Origin of the sequence: Actinoplanes regularis, assembly GCF_900188005.1 — a bacterium.
In the GTDB taxonomy this organism is placed as follows: Bacteria; Actinomycetota; Actinomycetes; order Mycobacteriales; family Micromonosporaceae; genus Actinoplanes; species Actinoplanes regularis.
Genome location: NZ_FZNR01000009.1, coordinates 128,518 through 151,654, shown reverse-complemented (window position 1 = coordinate 151,654; position 23,137 = coordinate 128,518). Strand labels below are relative to the sequence as shown.

Genomic DNA, 23,137 nt, shown 5'->3' with positions numbered 1-23,137 from the left:
GCGCCGTCAAAGATCCAGAGTTACCGGTTTCATGGTTGTGGTCCTGGTGGTCACAACGGCCCGCATGGGCTTTCCCGGCGCCGCCGGCGCCGGAGCAACGTCGCGGTGACGGCGGCCCACGGGACGCGTCGTACGCCGACACCAAGGGACGCGGCGGGACCGGGCGGCCGATCAAGCAGGTCCCGGGGACGCTGGATGCGTACCAGCCGCATGACCCGACCAGCAAGGCCGGCGGCACCGGTCCGGCCGAGGAGGGTTTCGACCCGAAGACCAGCGTCCGGGACGAGGACAAGGCGACCCGGCGGTCGGACGTGTTCACCAACACGGACGGCACGGTCACCACGAAGACGTACCCGCGCCCGGTCAACTTCCGCGACGAGTCGGGCGACTGGCAGCAGATCGACACCAACCTGACCCGCGAGTCGGACGGCCGGCTGCACGCCGCCGCCAACGCGATCGACACCTCGGTGGCCGCCAAGGCGCCCGTCGCGGCGCCGGCCGCCCTCAGCCCGGCAGCGTCGTCGAGCCCCACCGCTTCACCCAGCGCCACTGCTTCGCCGAGCGCCACCGCTTCGTCGGGCGCTACTGCCTCGCCGAGCGCTGCCGTATCGCCGAACAACACCGCGACCAAGCCCGCCACGCTGGCGAACCTGGAACTGCCGACCGGTGAGAGCGTCGGCTACTCGCTTCTCGGCGCGAACCCGGTGACCGCGAAGGTGGAGGGCAACCTGGCCACCTACCCGGGGATCCTGGCGGACACCGACCTCGAGCTGCAGACGTTCGACGCCGGCATCGAGGAGACGATGGTCCTGCGTTCGCCGCGGGCCGCCAACGTCTGGACCTACCCGCTGACCCTGCACGGCCTGACCCCGCGGGTCGGTGCCGACGGCGGGATCGAGCTGCTCAACGCGGCCGGCAAGGCGGTCGCCTGGCTGCCCCGCGGCTCCATGCAGGACTCCAAGGTCGACCCGCACTCCGGTGCCCCGGCCGAGTCCACCAAGGTGACGTTCAAGCTGATCGAGCAGGACGGCGGAACCGCGCTGCAGGTCGAGGCGGACCGGGCCTGGCTGGACGACCCGGCGCGCGTCTACCCGGTTCGGGTCGACCCGACCACGACCACCGGCACCACCGGTGACGTGTTCATCGACAACGACAAGGACACCAACAACAACGGCGACAACCTGCCGATCGGTACGTACGACGGCGGCACCACCAAGGCCCGTTCGTTCATCCACCTGGACGAGTTCGACACCGACATCCAGGGCAAGCACGTCACGGCGGCGACCCTCAAGCTGTACCTGACCTGGACCTACAGCTGCGACACCGACCGGATCTTCTACGTCCGCAAGACCACCGAGAAGTGGACTGTCGCCGACCTGACCGCCGCGACCTCGATCGCCGCCTCGCCGGCCTACTCCGCGGCGATCGGCTCGCTGACCGTCACCGACCCGGGCGCGGCCTGCACGAACAGCGGCGCTGACCGGAGCAAGGGCAAGTGGATCTCGGTGCCGCTGGACGCGGCCGCGATCGACGCCTGGTCCAAGGGCGACCCGAACTACGGTCTGGCGCTGACCACCTCGGAGACCGACAACTACTCGTGGAAGCGGTTCACCGCGGCGAACTTCTCCTCGGGCGCGTACAAGCCGGAGCTCTCGGTCACCTACAGCAACAACGTGCTGCCGCAGGTTGACGTCCGCTACCCGGCGAACAACTCGGTGATCTCCACGCTCACCCCGGAACTGCTGGTCAAGGGCCATGACTCGGACAACTGGCCGGGCAAGGGCCTGACCTACGTCTTCACGGTGCTCAGCGGGGACGGCGCGACGACAATCGCGACGTCGCCGGCGGTTTCCTCGTCGTGGACGGTTCCGGCGGGCAAACTCGCCTGGAACCAGACGTACCTGTACACGGTTCGGCCGTACGACCAGTCCGCCTACGGCGCATACACCCCGGCGTACGCATTCACCACGAATGTTCCGCAGCCGGCGGTGACCAGCAACCTGGCGCAGAACGGCGGCAAGGGGTTCGACTCCAGCATCGGTAACTACACGACGTCGGCGACCGACGCGAACGTCGCCACGGTCGGCCCGTCGCTGGCGATCAACCGTAGTTACAACAGCCTGGACACCCGGACCGACACGGCGTTCGGCACCGGCTGGTCGAGCATCCTCGACGCCAAGACGACTCAGGTGCTGGACGCGGCGGGCACCATGCAGTCGGTCCGGATCACCTATCCGACCGGTGAGGAGGTGGCGTTCGGGCGTAATTCGGCCGGCACGTTCATTCCGCCGTCGGGTCGGTTCTCGACCTTCGAGGAGATCAAGAGCGGCACCACGGTCACCGGCTACAAGCTGACCGACAAGGACGCGACGGTCTACACCTTCGGCAAGGACACCGGTCTGACCGGGGCCAAGGTGTTCCGGCTGTCCGCGGTCGCCGACGCCAACGGGCGCACGCTGGCGATCGCGTACGGCACGGACGGCAATCCGTCGACGCTGACCGGTGCTTCCGGTCGCAAGCTCACGGTCCTCTGGGCCAAGCCGACCGGCGCGGGCTTCTCGCACGTGTCGGCGGTGGCGACCGACCGCACCGACGCGAACGACGCCAACAGCGCCAACACCTGGACGTACAGCTACACCGGCGACCGCCTGGCCCAGGTCTGCCAGCCCAACGACTACCAGCACTGCTGGGCGTACGGCTACGAGCAGACCGCGCAGCACGGCACCACCGTGCTGAACCTGGACCCGGAGACGTACTGGCCGTTCAACGAGGCGGCCGGCGCGACCGTGGCGAAGAGCCGCGTCCTGTCGAACGCCGGCATCGACGCCGCCCGCTACGTCAACGTGAACCTCGGCCAGGCCGGCCCGCTCGCCGCGGCCGGACCGACCACCGCAGGCTTCAACGGCACCAACTCGTATGTGCAGCTACCGGCGAACCTGATCGCCGAGGGCCAGTACCAGTCGGTCAGCATGTGGTTCAACACCTCCACCCCCGGTGGTGTGCTGTTCAGCTACAACGGCGACCCGATCAGCAAGGGCAGCACCACCGGCAACTACACGCCGGCGCTGTACATCGACAAGAACGGCAAGCTGCGCGGCGAGTTCTGGATGGGCACCGCCCAGCAGGCGATGAAGTCGACCACCACGGTGACCGACGCCAAGTGGCACCACGTGGTGCTGGCCGGTGCCGGTGACTCGCAGACGCTCTACCTGGACGGCGTGGCCGAGGCGACGCTGGCCGGCACGATCTTCCCGGTCACGAACGGCGCTGCCAACATCAACATCGGTGTGGGTTACATCGGTGGCACCTGGCCGGACCACGCGAACAGCGGCGTCTCGCCGGCGACCCCGTCCTGGTTCTCCGGGTCGATCGCCGACGTGGCCGTCTACAACCAGACGCTGACCACCGACATGGTGACCAAGCTGAACACGTCCGGCCGGGCCACCCAGCCGGTGCTCTCCACCGTCACCAGGCCCAGCGGCGGCATCACCGCCAAGGCCAGCTACGACAAGAACACCGGCCGGGTCGCGTCGGTCGTCGACGAGAACGGTGGGACGTGGACGCTGGCCGAGCCGACGGTGGCCGGCAGCAGCCTGGTCTACGCCGGTGCGGTGCTGGGCGCCAAGCCCAAGGACTACTGGCGGCTCGGTGACGACCAGAACGCGGCTGACCCGCTGAACGAGGCGGCCGGTGGGACCGCGGTGTACAACGCGGTGCAGGTCGGCCAGGCCGGCCCGTTCACCGACGCGACCGCGGCGACCTTCGACGGCGCCACCTCGTACCTCGAACTGCCGTCCGACGACGTGCCGACCACCGGCCCGAACAGCGTCGAGATGTGGTTCAAGATGCCGAAGAGCAGCACCAAGGGTGGTGTGCTGTTCGGTTACCAGGGCGACGTGATCGGTACGGCTGCGGTCGGCCCCTGGACCCCGGCGCTGTATGTCGGCGTCGACGGCAAGCTGCGGGGTGGTCTCTGGTCCGGCTCGACCGCGACCGCCAACCAGATCACCACGACGGGCACCGTCAACGACGGCAACTGGCACCACGTCGCGCTGGCCGCGTCGACCACCACGCAGGCGCTGTACCTGGACGGTGTGCAGGTCGGCACCACGCTGGCCAAGGCTCCGGTCGCGACCACCGCGGTGCACGCGTACGTCGGGTCCGGCCGCTGGTCGGGCAACTGGGCCTCGCACGGCACCGCCGAGTTCGGCTGGTGGCCGGGTTCGATCTCCGAGGTCGCGTTCTACGACAGCACGCTGAGCGCCGCTCAGGTCGCCGACCACGTGATCAAGGCGAAGCAGACCGCGCCGGTGTCGATGACGATGGTCGCCGGCACCAAGACGCCGATCGCGATGCCGGTCTCGCAGATCACGGTGACCACGCCGGCGGACGCGGACGGCAACCGGGCCACCCAGCTGTCGTACTTCGACCTGGTCAACGGCAACCGGATCGTGGCGCAGACCGACGAGCGCGGCAAGACGACCCAGTACGGGTACGACGTCGGCGGCTACTCCAGCATGGTCTGGGACCCGAACGGCATGTTGACCCAGACGTTCCAGGACGCCCGGGGCAACACCAAGCAGTCGGTCACGTGTCAGGACCAGTCGGCGAAGAAGTGTTCGTCGGTCTACTACACGTACTTCCCGGACGCGACCACCACCGCGTTGACCCCGAACCCGAAGAACGACCTGCTGCTGACGGTTCGTGGCGCCGGTTCGACCACCGAGGCGGACAACCGGTACCTGACCAGCAACGAGTACGACGTCAAGGGCAACCTGATCACGGTCACCGAGCCGGAGGGCCGGGTCACCAGGACCGCGTTCACCGACTCGAACAGTGTCGCCGCGGACGGCGGCACTCCGCCGGCCGGCCTGCCGACGAAGGTGACCATGCCGGGTGGCGGTTCGCAGACCGTCACGTACTTCAAGTCCGGTGACGTGGCGCAGGTGACCGAGCCGTCCGGCAAGGTCATCAAGTTCACCTACGACGCGTTGGGCCGGGTGCTCACCGAGACCGAGGTGTCCTCCACCAATCCGAGCGGCGTGACCACCGGGCACGCGTACGACCGGTTGGACCGGGAGACCGTCGAGACCGCTCCGGGGGTGCTCAACCGGGTCACCGGCGTGACCCACACCGAGGTCACCACCACGGTCTACGACCTGGACAGCAACATCACCGAGGTCCGCCAGGAGGACTCGACCGGCGGTGACACCGCGCGCGTCGAGAAGCACACCTACAACCAGTACGGCCAGGAGACGAGCTCGACCACGCCGGGTCTGGCGACGACCTCGTTCACGTACGACAGCCTGGGCCGGATGGTCACCCAGACCAGCCCGGACAACACGGTGACCAAGAGCGTCTACGACGCGGCCGGCAACCTGACCGAGACCTGGCTGCTCGGCTGGACCGGCGACCCGAACCACCCGCAGGCCGCCAAGGATCTTCTGGTCGCCCGCAACACCTATGACGGCGCCGGCCGGCTGTCGTCCGAGGTGGACGCACAGGGCTGGACGACCGAGCACTCCTACACGGACAACGGCCTGGAGAACAAGGTCGTCCGCACCGACGGCACGAGCTCGTTCATCGTCGAGGAGAACGAGTACGACGACGCGGGCAACCTCACCACCGAGTACACCAACAACCACACGACCAAGACCACGCACACGTACGACAACGCGGGCCGGGAGATCTCCTCGACCGCGGACCCGGACGGGCTCAAGCGCACCACCAGCGTCGTCTACGACAAGGACGACCACGCGCTGAGCACGACTCAGAGCGATGCCTCCGGCTCGGTGCTGAGCAAGGTCGAGGCGCTGTACGACAAGGCCGGCCGTAACCTGGCGCAGACCCAGTACGTGTCCGGCACGGTCAGCCCGGTCGCCCGCTGGAAGCTCAACGACGGCTCCGGCACCCGGGCCGCCGACAGCGCCGGCAACAGCCCGGCCGACGTCACGTCCGGAACGGTGACCTGGAGCAGCGACAGCGGCGGCGCCGCCGTCCTGTCCGGCAACGAGACGCTGACCGGCAACACCGCGACCGTCGACACCCGCCGGGCGTTCACCGTCTCGGCCTGGGTGAAGCTCGCCGACAAGGCGCAGCTCTACCGGGCTGTCTCCGGCGGCGGCGGCAAGCAGCAGTCCCCGTACGACCTCTCCTACGACGCGGACAGCGGCAAATGGCGCTTCATGGTGGTCAGCGACGACGCCGCCGACACCAGCTCCGGCACCGAGGCGCTCTCGACGAGTGTTCCGGCTGCCGGTACCTGGACCCACCTGACCGGCGTCTACGACCCGGCTGACCAGTCGGCGAAGCTCTACGTGGGTGGCACGCTGGAGAGCACCTCCACCGGCGCGATCTTCGGGACGGCCGGGCCGGTCTACATCGGCTCCGGTATGTGGAACGCCAGCCTCGGGAACAACCTCAAGGGCAGCATCCGCGACGTCCAGCTGTACCAGCAGGCGCTGTCGGCCACCGACGTCAAGGCGCTGGCCGGTGGGACCCTCGCGGCGACCAGCAACAAGATCACTCGGGTCAGCTACACGTACGACGAGGAAGACAACGTCACCTCGGTGACCGACCCGCTGGGCAACACCAGCTACACCTCGTACGACCAGGACGGTCACGCGGTCAAGTCGACCGCGCCGGCGGCCAAGGCCGAGCAGGTGCTCAAGGTCGGCACCGGGGAGATCAGCGAGAGCGTCGCGAACGCGGTCTCGTGGACCGGCTACAACACGTTCGGCGAGGTCACTGACACCAAGGACGCGCTGGGCAACTGGTCGGTGACGTACTACGACGCCGACGGCAAGCCGACGCTGCAGCGCAGCCCGAAGTACACCCCGCTGGACGGGTCGGACCCGATCACCACGGAGACGACCACCACCTACACCACCTCCGGTGAGGTGAAGACCGTCACCGACCCGTACGGCAACATCACCCGCTACGAGTACGACCAGCTGGACCGGCTGTCGAAGATGATCTCCGCCGACGGCGGGGAGACCACCTACACGTACGACTCGATCGGTGACGTCCTTACCGCGACCGACCCGACCGGCGCGGTCTCCGAGACGACCTGGGACTACCTGGGCCGGCAGGACAAGACCAAGCAGCACGTGCGTACGTCGTCGGGTCTGGCCTCGCACGTGACGCAGTACCAGTACGACACCAACGGCCAGGTGTCGAAGGTGATCTCGCCGACCGGCGTCACGCAGAGCGTGAAGTACAACGCGCTGGGCGAGACGATCGAGTCCTACGACGGTGCGAACAACAAGACCACGATCGCGTACGACGGTCTGGGTCGCCCGACGAGGACCACGCTGGCCGACAACAGCTACGGCACGACCGTGTACGACATGGCCGGCCAGACGCTGTCCAGCAGCCAGTACAGCACCACCGGAACGCTGCTGACCACCCAGTCGAGCCAGTACGACGCGGCCGGCAACGTGGTCGCGTCGGTCGATCCGCGCAAGCACACGACCACGTTCGAGTACGACGCGACCGGCATGCTGACCAAGGAACGCCAGCCGATCAACGACTCGGACGCGATCGAGACGACCTTCGGCTACGACCTGGAGGGCAACCGCACCCGGTTCACCGACGGCCGCGGCAACGCGTTCTGGACCGCGTACAACGCGTGGGGCATGCCCGACGCACAGATCGAACCCTCGACGGCCGCACATCCGAACCTGGCCGACCGGACGTTCCTCGTCGTCTACGACAAGGCCGGCCGAGCGGTCAAGCAGCTGCAGCCCGGTGGGGTCACGGTCAGCAACACCTATGACCTGATGGGTCAGCTGACCAGGCAGTCCGGTGCCGGCGCGGAGGCCGCCACGGTCGACCGCACGTTCGGGTACGACAAGGACGGCCGGATCACCAAGTTCTCCGGTGTGGGCGGGGACAACACGATCTCCTACGACGACCGGGGTCTGCCGACGGCGTTCACCGGCCCGTCCGGAAACTCCTCGTTCTCCTACAACGGCGACGGTGCGATGACCTCGCGCACCGACGCGGCCGGGACGACGAACTATGGCTACGACACTGCGGGCCGGCTGCAGAAGCTGACCAACACGGGTAAGAACGTCGACCAGACGTTCAGCTATGACGTTCTGAACGACGTCAAGAAGATCGCCAACGGGACCGGCACCAGCCGCAACTTCCTTTACGACGACGCGCACCGACTCAAGAGCGACGAGCTGCTCTCGGCGTCCAACACGTCGATCGCGAAGATCGAGTACGGCTGGAACGACAACGACGATCTGACCTCGAAGAAGACCACCGGCTTCGGCGGTCAGACGATCTCCAACACCTACACGTACGACTACGCCGACCGGCTGACCTCGTGGAACAACGGGACCGCCACCACGGTGTACGCGTACGACAAGTCGGGCAACCGGCTGCAGAACGGCAGCAAGCTGTTCGAGTACGACGCCCGCAACCGCCTGCTGAAGGCGGACGGGACGAACTACAACTACACCGCCCGAGGCTCGCTCAGCTTCGCTGGCACGACGCTGACCAAGGCGGACGCGTTCGACCAGGTCATCTCCCAGGGTGACCGCAACGGCGGGACGCAGACCTACCAGTACGACGCGCTCGGCCGGGTCATCCGGGACGGGTTCGCGTACACCGGCTCCAATAATGACCTGGCCAGGGATGGGCAGGCCACCTACGTCCGCGGTACCGCGAACCAGGTGATTGCCGAGACCGCCAGCAGCGGTGGTGCCACCAAGCTGGCCTGGACCGACCTGCACAACGATGTGGTCGCGCAGTACACCGCGACCGGCACGGCGCTGGACGGTTCAACGGTCTACGACCCGCTGGGCAAGGTGGTCGCGAACGCCGGTCAGATGGTCGGGAACCTCGGCTACCAGTCGGAGTGGACTGACACCACGACCAGCCGGGTCAACATGATGGCCCGCTGGTACAACACCGACACCGGTCAGTTCGACACCCGTGACACGGTCTCGAACAGCCCGATCGGTGACTCGGTCAACGCCAACCGCTACCAGTACGGCGACGCCAACCCGCTCACCGTCACCGACCCGACCGGCCACTGGGGCTTCGGTTCGGTGTTCAAGAAGGCCACGAATTTCGTGAGCCGCAGCGTGTCGTCGGTCTCGTCGTACGTCTCGCACTCGGTGTCGTCGGCTTACTCGTACACCCGAGCGGCCTACCACCGCTCGGTGAGCGCGGTGAAGAGCACCTATCACCGAGCGGCGAAGGCGGTGAAGAAGGCCGCGCACCGGGTGATCAAGAAGGTCAAGCGGTACGCGTCCGCGGCGAAACGGTACGTGAAGAAACAAGTCGCCAAGATCAAGAAGAAGGTCAAGAAGTTCGTGAAGGCCGTCGCCCACAAGGCGGCGAAGATCACGAGGGCAGTCGTCAAGAAGGCCAAGGCGGCGGGCAAGTTCGTCACCGCGGCCGCGAAACGGGTGGCCAAGAACCCGGTCGCGGCAATCAAGGACGCGGCCAAGGCAACCAAGAAGTTCGTCGTCGAACACAAGGACGCGATCATCGAGGTCGCCGCGATCGGCGTCGGCATCCTCGCCGGCATGGCCTGTACGGCCGCGACCGCCGGCGCGGGTGCGGTGGCCTGCATGGTCGGCGCCTCGGCCCTGGTCAACCTGGCCAAGGACGCCGCCCAGGGCAACATCCACTCGTTCGGCGACGCCCTCGGCTCACTGGGCACCGGCGCGATCTCCGGCCTGATCGGCGGCGCCGGCGGTGCTATCGCCGGCAAGATCGGCACCCTGGTCGCCGGCAAGGTCGGCACCGGCCTCTTCGGTCGCATGGCTACCGAGGCCGTCGAAAACGGCGTCGAAGAGGTCTTCAACCAGGCCGTTACCACCGGCCGGGTCGACACCAAGTCCGCAGCCCTGAGCATGGTCCCCGGCCTGGGGTCTCTCCTCGGCGGCGGCAAGAAGAAGGGCGGCGGCAAGGGCGGTTCCCCGGCTGGCAGCGCGCCTTCTGGCGGAGGCTCAGCTTCCTCCAGCGGCGGCCTTCCGATGGTTACCGGCCTGATCCCCGGCATCGGTGGTGGCGGTGGGTGCCCGGTGAAGGGGCGTAAGCACAGCTTCGACCCGGGTACCAAGGTTCTGATGGCCGACGGTTCGACACGGCCGATCCAGGACGTCAATGTCGGCGACAAGGTCATGGCGACTGACCCGGAGACGGGCAAGTCGTCCGAGCAGTCGATCACCGAGCTGCACCGCAACACCGACCACCAGTTCTCCGACGTCACGGTCAAGGATCAGGACGGCAAGTCCACGACCCTGAACACCACCCAGAACCACCCGTTCTGGAACGACACCACCAAGGCTTGGGCCGAGGCCAAGGACCTCAAGCCCGGCGACCACCTCAAGGTCGAGGGCCGCGGCGACGTCATCGTGAACGAGGTCCGCAACTACGACGACACCAAGGAGATGCGCGACCTCACGGTCGCCAATATCCACACCTACTACGTGGTGACCGGCGATACGCCGGTTCTGGTCCATAACAACCAGTGCGGTAACAGCGATCATGCAGATGATTGCTACTGCAACTACGACATGCCTGTCATTCTGAAACCCGTTAAGGCGGCACCTCCCCCCTTCAAGTCGCGAGGATCTACAGGTAGAACTGTAGGTAGTCCGGCTGAGATGCACGCAATGGACCTGGCGAAGGCCAATCCAGAATTCGGGGTCCGTCTTTCCACTAAGATGGAAGATACGAGATGGAATCACGATGACGGCTGGGTGAAGATGTCCCAGGAGGTCAACCACGTTGAGATCCACTACGTGCATAACCCGAGCATGGGCGTCTATGACGATTTCAAGTTCAAGGATAGGAAAGATCCCGAGTGAAGCTCGTTAGCGTTGGCAGCCAGGGTCGGGACCTGCCTCCCGACGTGCTGGCGGCATCGGGTAACACGCCGTTCTCGCGGTTCAACATCACCGTCGGGAATGAGTACCGTGCGCATGCTATGGAGTTGTCGACCTATGGGCTGAATGTCCTGGTGGTGGTTGACACGGGTTGGTCGTATTGGGTGCCGATCAGCCTGTTCCGCGTCGTGGACGGTGCGTTGCCGGCTCATTGGGAGTTCGCCGTGGTGGAGAATGGCGGTCCAGTGTTGGCTCTTTGGGGGTATCCGTCGCTCATTCATGATCCAGATCATCACGATGATCTGATCGAGAGGGAGCCGGCTGCCGTCGAGGTGTTTCGTCGCGAGGCGGGAATCGGCGACTCTGGGCCGAAGGGTTAGCGACGCGAGGCTCTCTGCGTGTGTTTGATCGATAGCGGTCTGAACTGCCTGGATGCGGTTCAGGCCGCTATCGTCGTCTGCTGTCCGGTCGGAGTCGAACGGAATGGCGGAAAGCTGTCGCGGCGACGGGCCGGTGCTGTCGCGGATGGTCAGTGTGGCTCGGAGCAAGACCTGTGGTGCTGGAGACGGCTTGCCGTCCCGGGTGGACTGAAGGGCAGCGGTCAGCGAAGCGGCCGCTGCCCTTCCTTTTTCCTTCTATGTCTTGGCGGATCGTCGTGAGGGCCGGGCGGGGCACAGTTCGCGGGCGTCGCGGCGAATGGCGTCGACCCGCTCGAACGGATCGCGGATGATCAGTGGTTCGATGCCGCCTCGGCTGGAGGTAGACCAGCGCACCGTCCATCGCCCCGTCTCGGGCCGGAATCAGGTCGCCCGCGCCGGACGAGGTGAGCAGGCTGATCGCCAGGCCGGTCGGGAAAGGAGACGCGTTGGACACCGTCATCCGGCTCACGCCGGCCCGGTCCGCGATCGCTTGCGACGTCACCCCGGCACCCGGTCACCGCTCCTTTCCGCTGGCCGCACCGTAACGCCGGACGCGGTGGACGCCGGGACGCGCCGGCTGCCGTCGGCAACCGGATGCCGGAAGGTGAGCGGAGGTGGCATCTCTGTGCCGGCACAGCACGTCACGGCCTCTGTGCCGGGAAAGAAGTGATGGCGATGAGATTTCCGGACCGGGCTGTGATGGGATCGGGGCATGGGCGCGAACGCTGAGTACGTCTTCGTCGGTTCCTACACAGGGCACACCGGAGGTGAGGGCGACGGCATCACGCTGCTGCGCCGAGACCCCGCGACCGGGCAGTTGACCCGGCTCGGGCTCGCCGCACGCACCCCGTCCCCCTCCTTCCTGGTCCAGCACCCGACCCTCCCGGTCCTCTACGCCGTCAACGAGTTGACGGAGGGGACCGTCTCCGCCTTCGCGGTCGGCCCGGACTGCTCGCTGACCCCGCTCGCGACCCGACCGACCGGCGGCGCCGACCCGTGTCACCTCGCGGTCACCGCTGACGGCGGGCATCTGGTCGTGGCGAACTACTCGAGCGGCTCGGTGTCCGTACATCCGCTGGACGCCGAAGGCGCGCCGGGGGAGCGCACCGATCTGCTCACCCTGACCGGCGCCGGTCCGAACCTGGAACGTCAGGCGAGCCCGCACGCGCACATGGTGGTGCCCGACCGTAACGGTCCCGACGTGCTGATCTCCGATCTCGGTTCGGACCGGGTGTGGCGGTCGCGCCTGGACCCGGTCTCCGGCCGGCTCGGCTCGCCGGAGCCGGCGGTGGAGGCGAAGCCCGGCGCCGGGCCGCGGCATCTGACCCATACGGCCGACGGCGTGCTCTTCCTGGCCGGCGAGCTGAGCGGGACGCTGGGCTGGTACCGGGCGGCAGGCGGTCCGACGCTGGAGGCCGGCGGCGAGGTCGCGGCGAGCGAGGCGACCGGCGCGGTCTACCCGTCCGAGGTGACCACCGGCCGGGACGGTCGTTTCGTGTACCTGGCGAACCGTGGGCCGGACACCGTGACCACCTTCGGGTGGGACGGCGAGAGCGCCGTGAGGATGGCCGAGACCTCGACCGGCGGAGTCTGGCCACGGCACATGATCTTGATTGCTGAGTACCTCTACGTAGCCAATCAGCGTTCACACAACGTGACGGTTTTTCGAGTCGATCCGGACACCGGAATTCCCGTTGCGCAAGGGGAGCCGGCCGCTGAGCTGAGCCCCACCTGTCTGCTTCGCTGGAACCCGCCGATGATCAGGCTATAGGTCAGATCGGGCACCCGAGGGCATCAATGATCTTTGTGGTTAAAAGCGGGCGCTCGGACGCCCGGACTTGATACTGCCTGAGGTGGCGTGACTACGCTGGGTGTTTTCTAGATCGGCAAACGCCAATCTGAGTAAGTTTCGACCGAACGTATATGGCATTCGGGTCTTGGGATGCGCAGTATGGAGCGCGTGTCTGGCCGCCATCGTAGAAACTTCAACTTAAAAGGGGCGAGCGTCGTCGGCGGAGCGATGGCAATCGTCGTCGTCGTCTCGGGAACCTGGTTCGCATACAGCCAACTGGCTGATTCCAAGTGCACCGGTTCCATCCCGCTGACCGTCGCTGCAGCCCCTGAGATATCACCCGCCGTCATCAGCGCCGCGGATGCCTGGTCCAAGGACGGAGGCAACGTCGGCGGTACCTGTGTCTCGGTCGCGGTGACGCCTGTCAATCCGGCCGATATGGCCAGTGCGATCGCCCGTGAGCACGGTGTCCTCCTAGCCGGGTTGGGTCAGGCCGACGGCACGATCCAGGTGCCCGACGTCTGGATCCCGGACTCGTCCACCTGGCAGCTGCGCCTGCGTAACGAGGCGTCCGGCTTCCAGCCCACCAAGGTCACCTCAGTGGCACAGAGCCCACTGGTCGTCGCGATGCCACAGCCGATCGCGCAGAGTCAGAAGCTGGAGGGCAAGAAGGTCGCTCTGGCCTCGCTGCTCAAGGCGCAGCTCGGCTCGGCGGAGGCGGCGAAGTTCGGCATCGTCAACCCGGCCAAGGATGCGTCCGGTCTGACCGCCCTGATGGCTATCCAGCAGGCGGCCAGTGCCGGTAAGGGCTCCGTCCAGGCTCTGGTCTCGGCGCTCACCTACCTCTCCAAGAGCCGCTCGGAGTTGCGGGAAGAGCTGCTGGCGCAGTTCCCGAAGGCCGCCGATGCCGCCACCCTCTCGGAGAGCCTCGGCGCCGCGCCGCTCTCCGAGGAGGACGTGATCTCGTACAACGCGAAGCGTCCGCCGGTGGAGCTGAGCGCGGTCTACCTGGACGGTTCCTCGGTCCCGCTGGACTACCCGTTCACGGTGCTGCCGCAGGTCGTCGACGGTCAGAAGATCAGCGCCGCGCAGGGTCTGCTCAAGCAGCTCACCGCGAGCTCGTTCAAGAACGAGCTCGCCGGCCACGGCCTGCGTGCCCCGGACGGTACGTACGGTGCCGGTTTCGTCGCGCCGATCGGTGCGCCCTCCGCGTCTCCGGCGATCACCGCCGCGGCCGGTGGCGGTGAAACCGGCGGCACTGCCGCCGCCGGCGTGGACGCCACCGCGGTGAGCAAGGTGGTCGGTACCTGGAACGCGACCACCCAGCCGGGCCGGGTGCTGGCGGTCTTCGACGTCTCCGGTTCGATGGGCGACCCGGTGCCGACCGCGGGTAACCAGAGCAAGGCGCAGGTCACCCAGAAAGCGGCGGTGACCGGTCTCTCGCTGTTCAGCGACGAGTGGGCGGTCGGCGTGTGGGCCTTCTCCACCAACATGAACGGCACGAAGGCGTGGAAGCAGATGATCAAGGTCACGCCGCTGGCCAGCGGCCGGACCGCCGTCGCGGAGACGATCCCGAAGCTGAACCCGAAGCCGGATGGCAACACCGGCCTTTACAACACGGTGCGGGACGCCTACAACGCGGCTAAGGCCAGCTGGCAGCCGGGCAAGGCCAACTCGGTCCTTCTGTTCACCGACGGGCAGAACGACAACGACGACGGCATCAGTCAGCAGACCCTGCTCGAGGACCTGAAGAAGGCCCAGGATCCGAAGAAGCCCATCCGGCTCGTGCTGATCGGTATCGGCACCGAGGTGGACAAGGGCGAGCTCAAGACGATCTCGGGGGCGGTCAAGGGCAGCGGCGTCTTCATCGCCGAGGACCCGACGAAGATCACCGACATCTTCCTGCAGGCGATCGGTTCGCGGACCGGCGTTCAGTAGGACCGTCCGGCAACCACGCGGCCGCCATCCCCCAGGGGGTGGCGGCCGCTTCGACTTTCCGCGGAGCTATCGGGTACGGCGCAGCCAGGCGGCCGGATCGTCGCGAACCGCCCGGATCACCACGTCCGCGGCGCCGCGCACCGCCGCCTCCGCCCCGAGGCTCGCCGCTCGCAGCGTGACCGGCGCCAGCCCCGCGGTCAGCACCCGCCGCCGCAGCTCCGCCTCGATCCCGTCCCGCAGCCGCCCGAAGTGCGGCACGTACGCCCCACCCAGCACGATCACCGGCACGTCGAGCAGGTTGACCACCGCGGAGAGCGCGATGCCCAGCGCCGCGGCGGCCAGCGGTTCGTCGGCGGCGAGCGCCTCCTGGCCGGCGTACTGCTCCAGGCAGCCGTTCGCGCCGCAGCGGCAGGGGCGACCGTCCGGGTAGACCGTGACGTGCCCGATCTCGCCGCTCCAGCCCCGGACCCCGCGGTAGAGCTCGCCGTCGATCACCAGCCCGGCGCCGATGCCGATCTCGCCCGACACGTACAGGAAGTCGGGTTTGCCGCCGGTGACCCGCAGCTCGCCCAGGGCGGCGAGATTCGCCTCGTTGTCGACGGCGATCGTCAGGTCGGCCAGCTCCGGCACGCCGCGCAGCAGGGCCGGCGCGTCCACGTCCTGCCAGCCCAGGTTGGGCGCGACCCGGACCGAGGAGCCGGAGACCAGGCCGGGCACGGCGAGCGCGGCGCCGGCGACGGTCAGGCCGTCCGCCTCGGCGGCGAGCCGGGCCCGGGCGCCCAGCCGGCCCAGCGCGGCGAGCGCCGCGGTGGCCCCGGCCGGGCGCTGGTCGGCGTGCTCGGCGAAGCGGTGCCGGACCGTGCCGGTCAGGTCGACGACGCAGGCGGCCAGGTAGTCGATGTTGATCTCCAGGCCCAGGCCGGCTGGGCCGGCCGAGGTGAGCGCGAGACCGGTGGCGGGCCGCCCGGCCCCGGTGCGCGGCGGCGGGTCGACCTCGGTCAGCAGCCCGCCCGCGATCAGGTCGTCGACCAGCGCGGAGACGGTGGCCCGGGTGAGCCCGGTGGCGGCCGCGACGGCCGCCCGGGAGGGCCGATCCGCGCTGTTCGCCACGGTGTCCAGGACCAGCGCGAGATTATGGGCCCGCACGCTGGACTGCCGGACGGGTGCACTCGCGGGGGAGGAGATCCGGGCCGTCACGGCCTTGACAATGCCATACCCCGGTCAAATAATTCAGCCAATAAACAAATCGCAGCGGTTTCCCAGTGTTTCGTGGAGGTAACCCGTGTCGCTCCAGGCCACACGCGAAGACAAGTTCTCCTTCGGTCTCTGGACCGTCGGCTGGCCGGCCCGCGATCCGTTCGGTGAGGCCACCCGCCCGGCGCTCGACCCGATCGAGGCCGTGCACAAGCTCGCCGAGATCGGCGCCTACGGCATCACGTTCCACGACGACGACCTGGTCCCGTTCGGCGCGGACGCGCAGACCCGGGACGGGGTCATCGCCGGCTTCAAGAAGGCGCTCGACGAGACCGGCCTGATCGTCCCGATGGTGACGACCAACCTCTTCAGCCACCCGGTGTTCAAGGACGGCGGCTTCACCAGCAACGACCGCTCGGTCCGGCGCTACGCGCTGCGCAAGGTGCTGCGCCAGATGGACCTCGGCGCCGAGCTGGGCGCGAAGACCCTGGTGCTCTGGGGCGGCCGCGAGGGCGCGGAGTACGACTCGGCCAAGGACGTGCGGGCCGCGCTCGACCGCTACCGCGAGGCGCTCAACCTGCTCGCGCAGTACTCCGAGGACCGCGGCTACGGCCTCCGCTTCGCCATCGAGCCGAAGCCGAACGAGCCCCGCGGCGACATCCTGCTCCCCACCGCCGGGCACGCCATCGCATTCGTGCAGGAGCTGGAGCGGCCGGAGCTCTTCGGCATCAACCCCGAGGTCGGCCACGAGCAGATGTCGAACCTCAACTTCACCCAGGGCATCGCCCAGGCGCTGTGGCACGGGAAGCTGTTCCACATCGACCTGAACGGCCAGCACGGCCCGAAGTACGACCAGGACCTGGTCTTCGGTCACGGCGACCTGCTCAACGCGTTCTCCCTGGTCGACCTGCTGGAGAACGGCGCGAACGGCGGCCGGGCCTACGACGGCCCCCGCCACTTCGACTACAAGCCGTCCCGCACCGAGGACTTCGACGGCGTCTGGGAGTCCGCCAAGGCGAACATCAGGATGTACCTGCTGCTCAAGGAGCGGGCCAAGGCGTTCCGTGCCGACCCCGAGGTGCAGGAGGCGCTCGCCGCGGCCAAGGTCGCCGAGCTGTCCACGCCGACCCTCAACCCCGGTGAGACGTACGCCGACCTGCTCGCCGACCGCAGCGCCTTCGAGGAGTACGACGTGGACGCCGCCGGCGCCCAGGGCTACGGCTTCGTCAAGCTCAACCAGCTCGCGATCGAGCACCTGCTCGGGGCCCGCTAACCATGGCGCTCGTTGCCGGAATCGACAGCTCGACGCAGTCGTGCAAGGTCGTCATCCGGGACGCCGAGACCGGCAAGCTCGTCCGGCAGGGCCGGGCCGCGCATCCGGACGGCACCGAGGTGCATCCGGACGCCTGGTGGTCGGCCCTGCGGTCGGCGATCGACGAGGCCGGCGGTCTGGACGACGTGGCCGCCGCCTCGGTGGCCGGTCAGCAGCACGGCATGGTCGTGCTCGACGAGCGGGGCGAGATCGTCCGCCCGGCGCTGCTGTGGAACGACACCCGCAGCGCCGGTGCGGCCGCGGACCTGATCGCGGAGCTGGGTGGCCCGGACCGGTGGGCGGAAGCGGTCGGCATCGTGCCGGTCGCCAGCTTCACCCTGACCAAGCTGCGCTGGCTGGCCCGCAACGAGCCGGATCTGGCCGATCTCGTCGCCGCGGTCTGCCTCCCGCACGACTGGCTGACCTGGAAACTTTCCGGGTCCACCAGCCTCGCGGATCTCAGGACCGACCGCAGTGACGCCAGCGGCACGCTCTACTGGTCGGCCAAGACCAACGAGTACCGGCACGACCTGCTCGAGCTCGGCTTCGGGCGGGACCTGATCGTGCCCGAGGTGCTGGGCCCGACGGGCGTCGCCGGGCACCTGCCGAACGGCGCGCCGCTCGGTCCCGGCGCCGGGGACAACGCGGCGGCCGCCCTCGGCACCGGCGCGCTGCCCGGCGACGTGATCGTCTCGATCGGCACGTCCGGCACGGTCTTCGTCTCCTCCGACGCGGCGCCGGTCGACCCGAGCGGCACGGTCGCCGGTTTCGCCGACACCACCGGGCGGTTCCTGCCGATCGTGGTCACGCTCAACGCCGCCCGGGTCCTGGACGCGGCCGCCAAGCTGCTCGGTGTCTCGCACGACGAGCTGTCCCGGCTCGCGCTCTCGGCCCCGGCCGGTGCCGACGGCCTGGTCCTGGTGCCGTACCTGGAAGGGGAGCGCACCCCGAACCGGCCGGACGCCACCGGCGCGATCCACGGGCTGACCCTGCGCACCTCGGACCCGGCACATCTCGCCCGGGCCGCGGTCGAGGGGATGCTCTGCGCCCTGGCCGACGGGTTGGACGCGCTGGTCGCCCACGGCGCCCAGGCCAACCGGATCGTGCTGGTCGGCGGCGGTGCGCGGAGCGAGGCGGTGCGCCGCGTCGCCCCCGCGCTGTTCGGCAAGCCGGTGCTGGTCCCGCCGCCCGGTGAGTACGTCGCCGACGGCGCGGCCCGGCAGGCCGCGTGGGTCGCCGCGGGCGGGGACGCCCCGCCCGCCTGGTCCGCGGAGACCCCTTCGCTGTACGAGGACGACCCCGTCCCGCTGATCCGCGAGCAGTACGCGGCCGCCCAGCGGGCCGTCCTGGACCGCGCCCGCTGACCTGTCGGGTCAGTGCGAGACGGCCGGGTCCGCGACGTGGACCCGGCCGGTCGGCGTCCGGGACAGCCCGTGCACCGACAGGAACCCGTCCACCGCGCCGGACCAGGGGAAACGCTCCGCCTGCGCGCGAGCCGCGGCCCGCCGCTCGCCGGGGGTCCGCTCCAGCAGCCCGCGCACAGCCGCCGCGTACGCGGCTCCGGTCCCGCCCGCGGCCACCCCCGCCTCGCCGATCACCTCGGGCAGCGCGCTCGTGGACCGGGCCACCACCGGCGTTCCGCTGGCCAGAGCCTCCAGCGCGGCCAGCCCGAACGTCTCGATCGGCCCGGGCGCCAGCGCGAGGTCAGCGGTGGCCAGCAGGGCGGCGAGCAGCAGCGGATCGGCGACGTGTCCGAGGAACGTGGCCGGCAGCCGCCGTTCGAGCGCCTCCCGCATGAGCGCCGTCCGCAATGGTCCGTCACCGGCCACCACCAGCACCGCGTCGACCCCGGCGGAGCGCAGCCCGGCCAGCGTCGCCAGGGACAGCCGCGGCTCCTTCTCCGCCGACAGCCGCCCGCAGTGCAGCAGGATCACCTGGTCCGGGCCGGCGAGCCGGTGGCGCAGTTCCGGGTCCCGGTTGGCCGGCGCGAACCGCGCCAGATCGACCCCCAGCGGTACGCGGACCGGCGCGGCCCCCAGCCGGGTGAACTCCCGCTCCGCCCAGCCGGTGGTGCAGACCACCGAGTCGAAGGCGCGGACCGTACGCGAGTTCAACCGGTCCGCCGCCCGCAGCCCGAGCGACCGCCCCGGCCCGAACAGCCGCAGCAGGCCGTCCAGGCTCTCGTGGGAGACCATTGTCGACGGAACCTCCGCGCGCCGTGCCCAGGAGCCCAGCCAGCGCAGCGTCGACCGGTCGTGGACCTCGATCCGGTCCGGCCGCAACCGTTCCAGCCGCTTGGTGACCGCGGCCCGGTTCAGCAGCACCCGATAGCCGCCGAGGCCGGGAACGACCGGGCCGGGAAGGGTGACGACGGACCCGTACGGGGTCTCCTCCTCGGCGGCCCGCGGTCCGGGAACGATCAGCACCGCCTGATGTCCGGCGGCCAGATATCCGCGCCCGAGTTCCCGCAACGCCGTGCGGAGCCCGCCGGAGGACGCGTGGACGAAGTTGGCGACCCGCACGATCAGCATGCGTTCAGATCATCGAAATCCGTGGTCCTCCGGGCAACACGTCCCTGACCGCAGGCCGAACACTCGCTAACCTCTACCCGTGATTGCCAGGGGCGGCACCGTGCATCGCGTCTACAGCGTGGTCGTCTTCGTGATCCTTGCGTCCCTGGACAACGTCGCGATCGGCATCGTGCCCCCGCTGTACGGCAGCATCGGCGACGACTTCGGGGTGGGCGAGGGCCACATCGCGCTGGCCACCACGATCATGTTCATGATCAGCGCGGTGGCCGCGATCGGCTGGGCGTACGCCGGTGACCGCACCGACCGCAAGCCGGTACTGATCGCCGGCACCGCGATCTGGGTCGCCGGCACCGCCTGGTCCGGCCTCGCCACCGGCTACGGCTCGTTCCTCGGCGCCCAGGTGCTCGCCGCGTTCGGCCTGGGGGCCGTCGCCTCGGTCAGCTTCGCGGTGGTCAGCGACCTGATCTCACCGAAGCGCCGGGGCCTGGTGATGAGCTTCTGGGGCCTGTCCCAGGGCGTCGGCACGCTGGTCGGCACCCTGGCCGGTGGCATCCTCGGGCACACCGACTGGCGCAAGCCGTTCCTGATGACCGCGGTCGCCGGGACCGTGGCCACGCTGGCCTACCTGTTCACCTACAACGTGCCGCGCGGCGACAGCCAGCCGGAGCTCGCCGGGATCGACTACGACGAGCGGATCCACCACGACCACCTGTCGATCATCCTGGGCCGGCGCACCAACCTGTGGCTGATCCTGCAGGGCGGCACCGCGCAGATCGCGTTCGGCTCGCTGGTCTGGCTGCCGGTGCTGTTCCGGGCCAGGGCCGAGGACCAGGGCTATTCGGCCGGCACCGCGGTGCTGGTGGGCAGCGTGTTCGCCACCATCTTCCAGCTCGGGGCGGCGCTGTCGATCCTCGGGGGACTGGCCGGCGACCGGCTGCAGCGTCGTACGCCGCGGGGTCGCGCCCTGGTCGCGGCCGTCGGCGTGCTCGCCGCCGTGCCCTTCTACGTCGTCCTGTTCTTCGTCCCGATGAAGATCACCGTGCCGGACAGCGCGGACACCGGAGCGGTGATCCGTGGCGTGCTGGACAACGTGGTGACCGAGCCGACCGTCGCCGGCTGCCTGGCCATCGCGGTCTTCGCGCTGATGCTGACCTCGGCGAACTCGCCGAACTGGTTCGCCATGATCGCCGACGTGAACCCGCCCGAGCACCGGGGCACCGTCTACAGTCTCGGCAACCTGGTCAACGGGGCCGGCCGGGCGGGCGGCAACGTGCTGGTGGCGGTGGCCTTCCAGCGACTGGCCGGAGCGTTTCCGCCGCCGCTGAACTACGCGGTCGGGCTGGCCTCGTTCCAGCTCTTCTTCGTCCCCACCGGGATCATGTACTGGCTGGCCAGCAGGACGGTCGCGGCGGACATGGCCGCCACCCACGCCGCCCTGCTGGCCAAGGCGTCAGAGCGCGGCCCAGACGGTGACGTCGGTGGGGACCCGTCCGTCGCCGTCGAGCGGCTCACTGCTCAGCAGGACCCGGGCACCGGGCGGTAACGCGGCCGGGGCGTGGCCGAAATTGGTCAGCACCAGGATCCCGTCGTTGCGGAAGGCCAGCACCTCCTCCGCCGAGGAGGACCAGACCAGCGAGCCGCCGCCGAGGTCGTGCTCGCGCCGGGTGGCCAGCGCCGATCGGTACAGCTCGTAGGTCGAGCCGGGCACGTCCACCTGGCGGTCCAGGGCGTACTCGGCCCAGGCCGCAGGCTGTGGCAGCCAGCTGTCGTCGCCGGGCCCGAACCCGTACGACGGCGCGTCCGCCTCCCACGGGATCGGCACCCGGCAGCCGTCCCGCCCACGTTCGGCGTGCCCGGACCGCTCCCAGGCCGGGTCCTGCCGGAACTCGTCGGCCAGCGTCGTGTGCTCCGGCAGCCCCAACTCCTCGCCCTGGTAGAGATACGCCGAACCGGGCAGGCCCAGCATCAGCAGGGTGGCCGCCCGGGCCCGGCGCAGGCCCAGCCCGGTGTCCGGCTGCGGGTCGCCGACTCCGATCCCGGGCTTGCGCTTCTCGGTGACCGGGTAGCCGAGCCGGGACGCGTGCCGGACCACGTCGTGGTTCGACAGCACCCAGGTGGTGGTCGCCCCGACCGCACCGGTGGCGGCCAGCGAGGAGTCGATCACCTCGCGCAGCTCCCGTGACGACCAGGGTGCCTCCAGGTACGGGAAGTTGAACGCCTGGTGCATCTCGTCCGGCCGGACGTACCGCGCCAGCCGCTCCTCGGGCTGCACCCAGGCCTCGGCGACCAGGATCCGGCCGCCCGGGTAGCCGTCGAGCACGGCCCGCCACTGCCGGTAGATCTCGTGCACGCCCTCCTGGTCCCACATCGGCGGGGGCGGGCCGGCCGGCTCGAGGCCGCCGAGCACCACGGCCGGCTCGGTCCAGTCGGTCAGGTCGGCGTCCTTGACCAGGCCGTGCGCCACGTCGACCCGGAAGCCGTCGACCCCGCGGTCCAGCCAGAACCGCAGGATGTCGAGGAACTCGGCGCGGACCTCCGGGTGGTCCCAGTTCAGGTCGGGCTGGCTGACGTCGAACAGGTGCAGGTACCACTGGCCGTCGGCGAGGCGCTCCCAGGCGGACCCGCCGAAGACGCTCTGCCAGGAGTTGGGCGGCTGCTCGCCGTTCTCGCCCCGGCCGTCGTGGAAGATGTAGCGCTCTCGTTCCGGGCTGCCGGGCGGCGCCGCGAGGGCGGCCCGGAACCAGACGTGCTCGCTGGAGGTGTGGTTCGGCACCAGATCCACGATGATCTTGAGGCCCAGCTCGTGTGCTTTCGCGATCAGCTTGTCGGCGTCGCCGAGGGTGCCGAAACGCGCGTCGACGTCGCGATAGTCGGCGACGTCGTACCCGGCGTCGTGCTGCGGGCTGACGTAGAAGGGGGAGAGCCAGACGGCGTCGACGCCGAGCTCGCGGAGACGGGACAGGCGGGTGGTGATGCCGGGAAGGTCGCCCATGCCGTCGCCGTTCCCGTCGGCGAACGAGCGCGGGTAGATCTGGTAGATGACGGCGTCACGCCACCAGGCGTCAGTGGAGGGCATGAGGCCCAGCGTAGGCGGCGGT

Annotated in this window: 10 protein-coding genes; 7 read left to right on the top strand and 3 right to left on the bottom strand. The window is 69.2% G+C overall.

From position 1 onward, the window contains the following. Window positions 1-35 precede the first annotated feature (35 nt). The 4 genes from CHC09_RS23835 to CHC09_RS23820 all read left to right on the top strand — a co-directional run bounded on the left by CHC09_RS23835 (window position 36) and on the right by CHC09_RS23820 (window position 15,002). Window positions 36-10,835 (top strand): LamG-like jellyroll fold domain-containing protein, encoded by a 10,800-nt coding sequence (locus tag CHC09_RS23835; RefSeq protein ID WP_089295400.1) that lies wholly within the window; start codon window positions 36-38, stop codon window positions 10,833-10,835. Further along, window positions 10,832-11,233, top strand: coding sequence for a hypothetical protein (locus tag CHC09_RS23830; protein WP_089295399.1), 402 nt, complete (start codon window positions 10,832-10,834; stop codon window positions 11,231-11,233). The genes CHC09_RS23835 and CHC09_RS23830 overlap by 4 nt, the downstream gene beginning before the upstream one ends. A gap of 751 nt (window positions 11,234-11,984) precedes the next feature. After that, a complete protein-coding gene (locus CHC09_RS23825; RefSeq protein ID WP_089295398.1) occupies window positions 11,985-13,043 on the top strand; it encodes a lactonase family protein in 1,059 nt (352 codons plus the stop codon). Between the two features lie 180 nt (window positions 13,044-13,223). Further along, on the top strand, window positions 13,224-15,002 hold the full coding sequence (locus tag CHC09_RS23820; RefSeq protein WP_239138474.1) for a VWA domain-containing protein: 1,779 nt from the start codon (window positions 13,224-13,226) through the stop codon (window positions 15,000-15,002). Window positions 15,003-15,068: 66 nt separating this feature from the next. On the opposite strand, the gene CHC09_RS23815 is transcribed toward CHC09_RS23820, so the two are convergent. After that, window positions 15,069-16,199, bottom strand: a complete 1,131-nt coding sequence (locus tag CHC09_RS23815) for an ROK family transcriptional regulator (RefSeq protein WP_089295396.1) — start codon at window positions 16,197-16,199, stop codon at window positions 15,069-15,071. Window positions 16,200-16,284: 85 nt separating this feature from the next. Here CHC09_RS23815 and xylA point away from each other — a divergent pair, with 85 nt between their 5' ends. Further along, a complete protein-coding gene (gene xylA / locus CHC09_RS23810) occupies window positions 16,285-17,469 on the top strand; it encodes a xylose isomerase (RefSeq protein ID WP_089295395.1) in 1,185 nt (394 codons plus the stop codon). 2 nt (window positions 17,470-17,471) lie between these two features. Beyond that, window positions 17,472-18,872, top strand: coding sequence for a xylulokinase (gene xylB / locus CHC09_RS23805; protein WP_089295394.1), 1,401 nt, complete (start codon window positions 17,472-17,474; stop codon window positions 18,870-18,872). A gap of 9 nt (window positions 18,873-18,881) precedes the next feature. Here the strand turns inward: xylB and CHC09_RS23800 are convergent, their stop codons facing one another. Beyond that, a complete protein-coding gene (locus tag CHC09_RS23800) occupies window positions 18,882-20,039 on the bottom strand; it encodes a glycosyltransferase (RefSeq protein ID WP_089295393.1) in 1,158 nt (385 codons plus the stop codon). An 82-nt stretch (window positions 20,040-20,121) separates the two neighbouring features. On the opposite strand from CHC09_RS23800, the gene CHC09_RS23795 reads away from it, so the two are divergent. Then, entirely contained in the window at window positions 20,122-21,582 is a 1,461-nt protein-coding gene (locus CHC09_RS23795) for an MFS transporter (RefSeq protein ID WP_089295555.1), read from the top strand. On the opposite strand, the gene CHC09_RS23790 is transcribed toward CHC09_RS23795, so the two are convergent. Beyond that, a complete protein-coding gene (locus CHC09_RS23790) occupies window positions 21,490-23,115 on the bottom strand; it encodes a glycoside hydrolase family 13 protein (RefSeq protein WP_089295392.1) in 1,626 nt (541 codons plus the stop codon). The two genes, CHC09_RS23795 and CHC09_RS23790, sit on opposite strands and share 93 nt — an antisense overlap. Window positions 23,116-23,137: the final 22 nt, after the last annotated feature.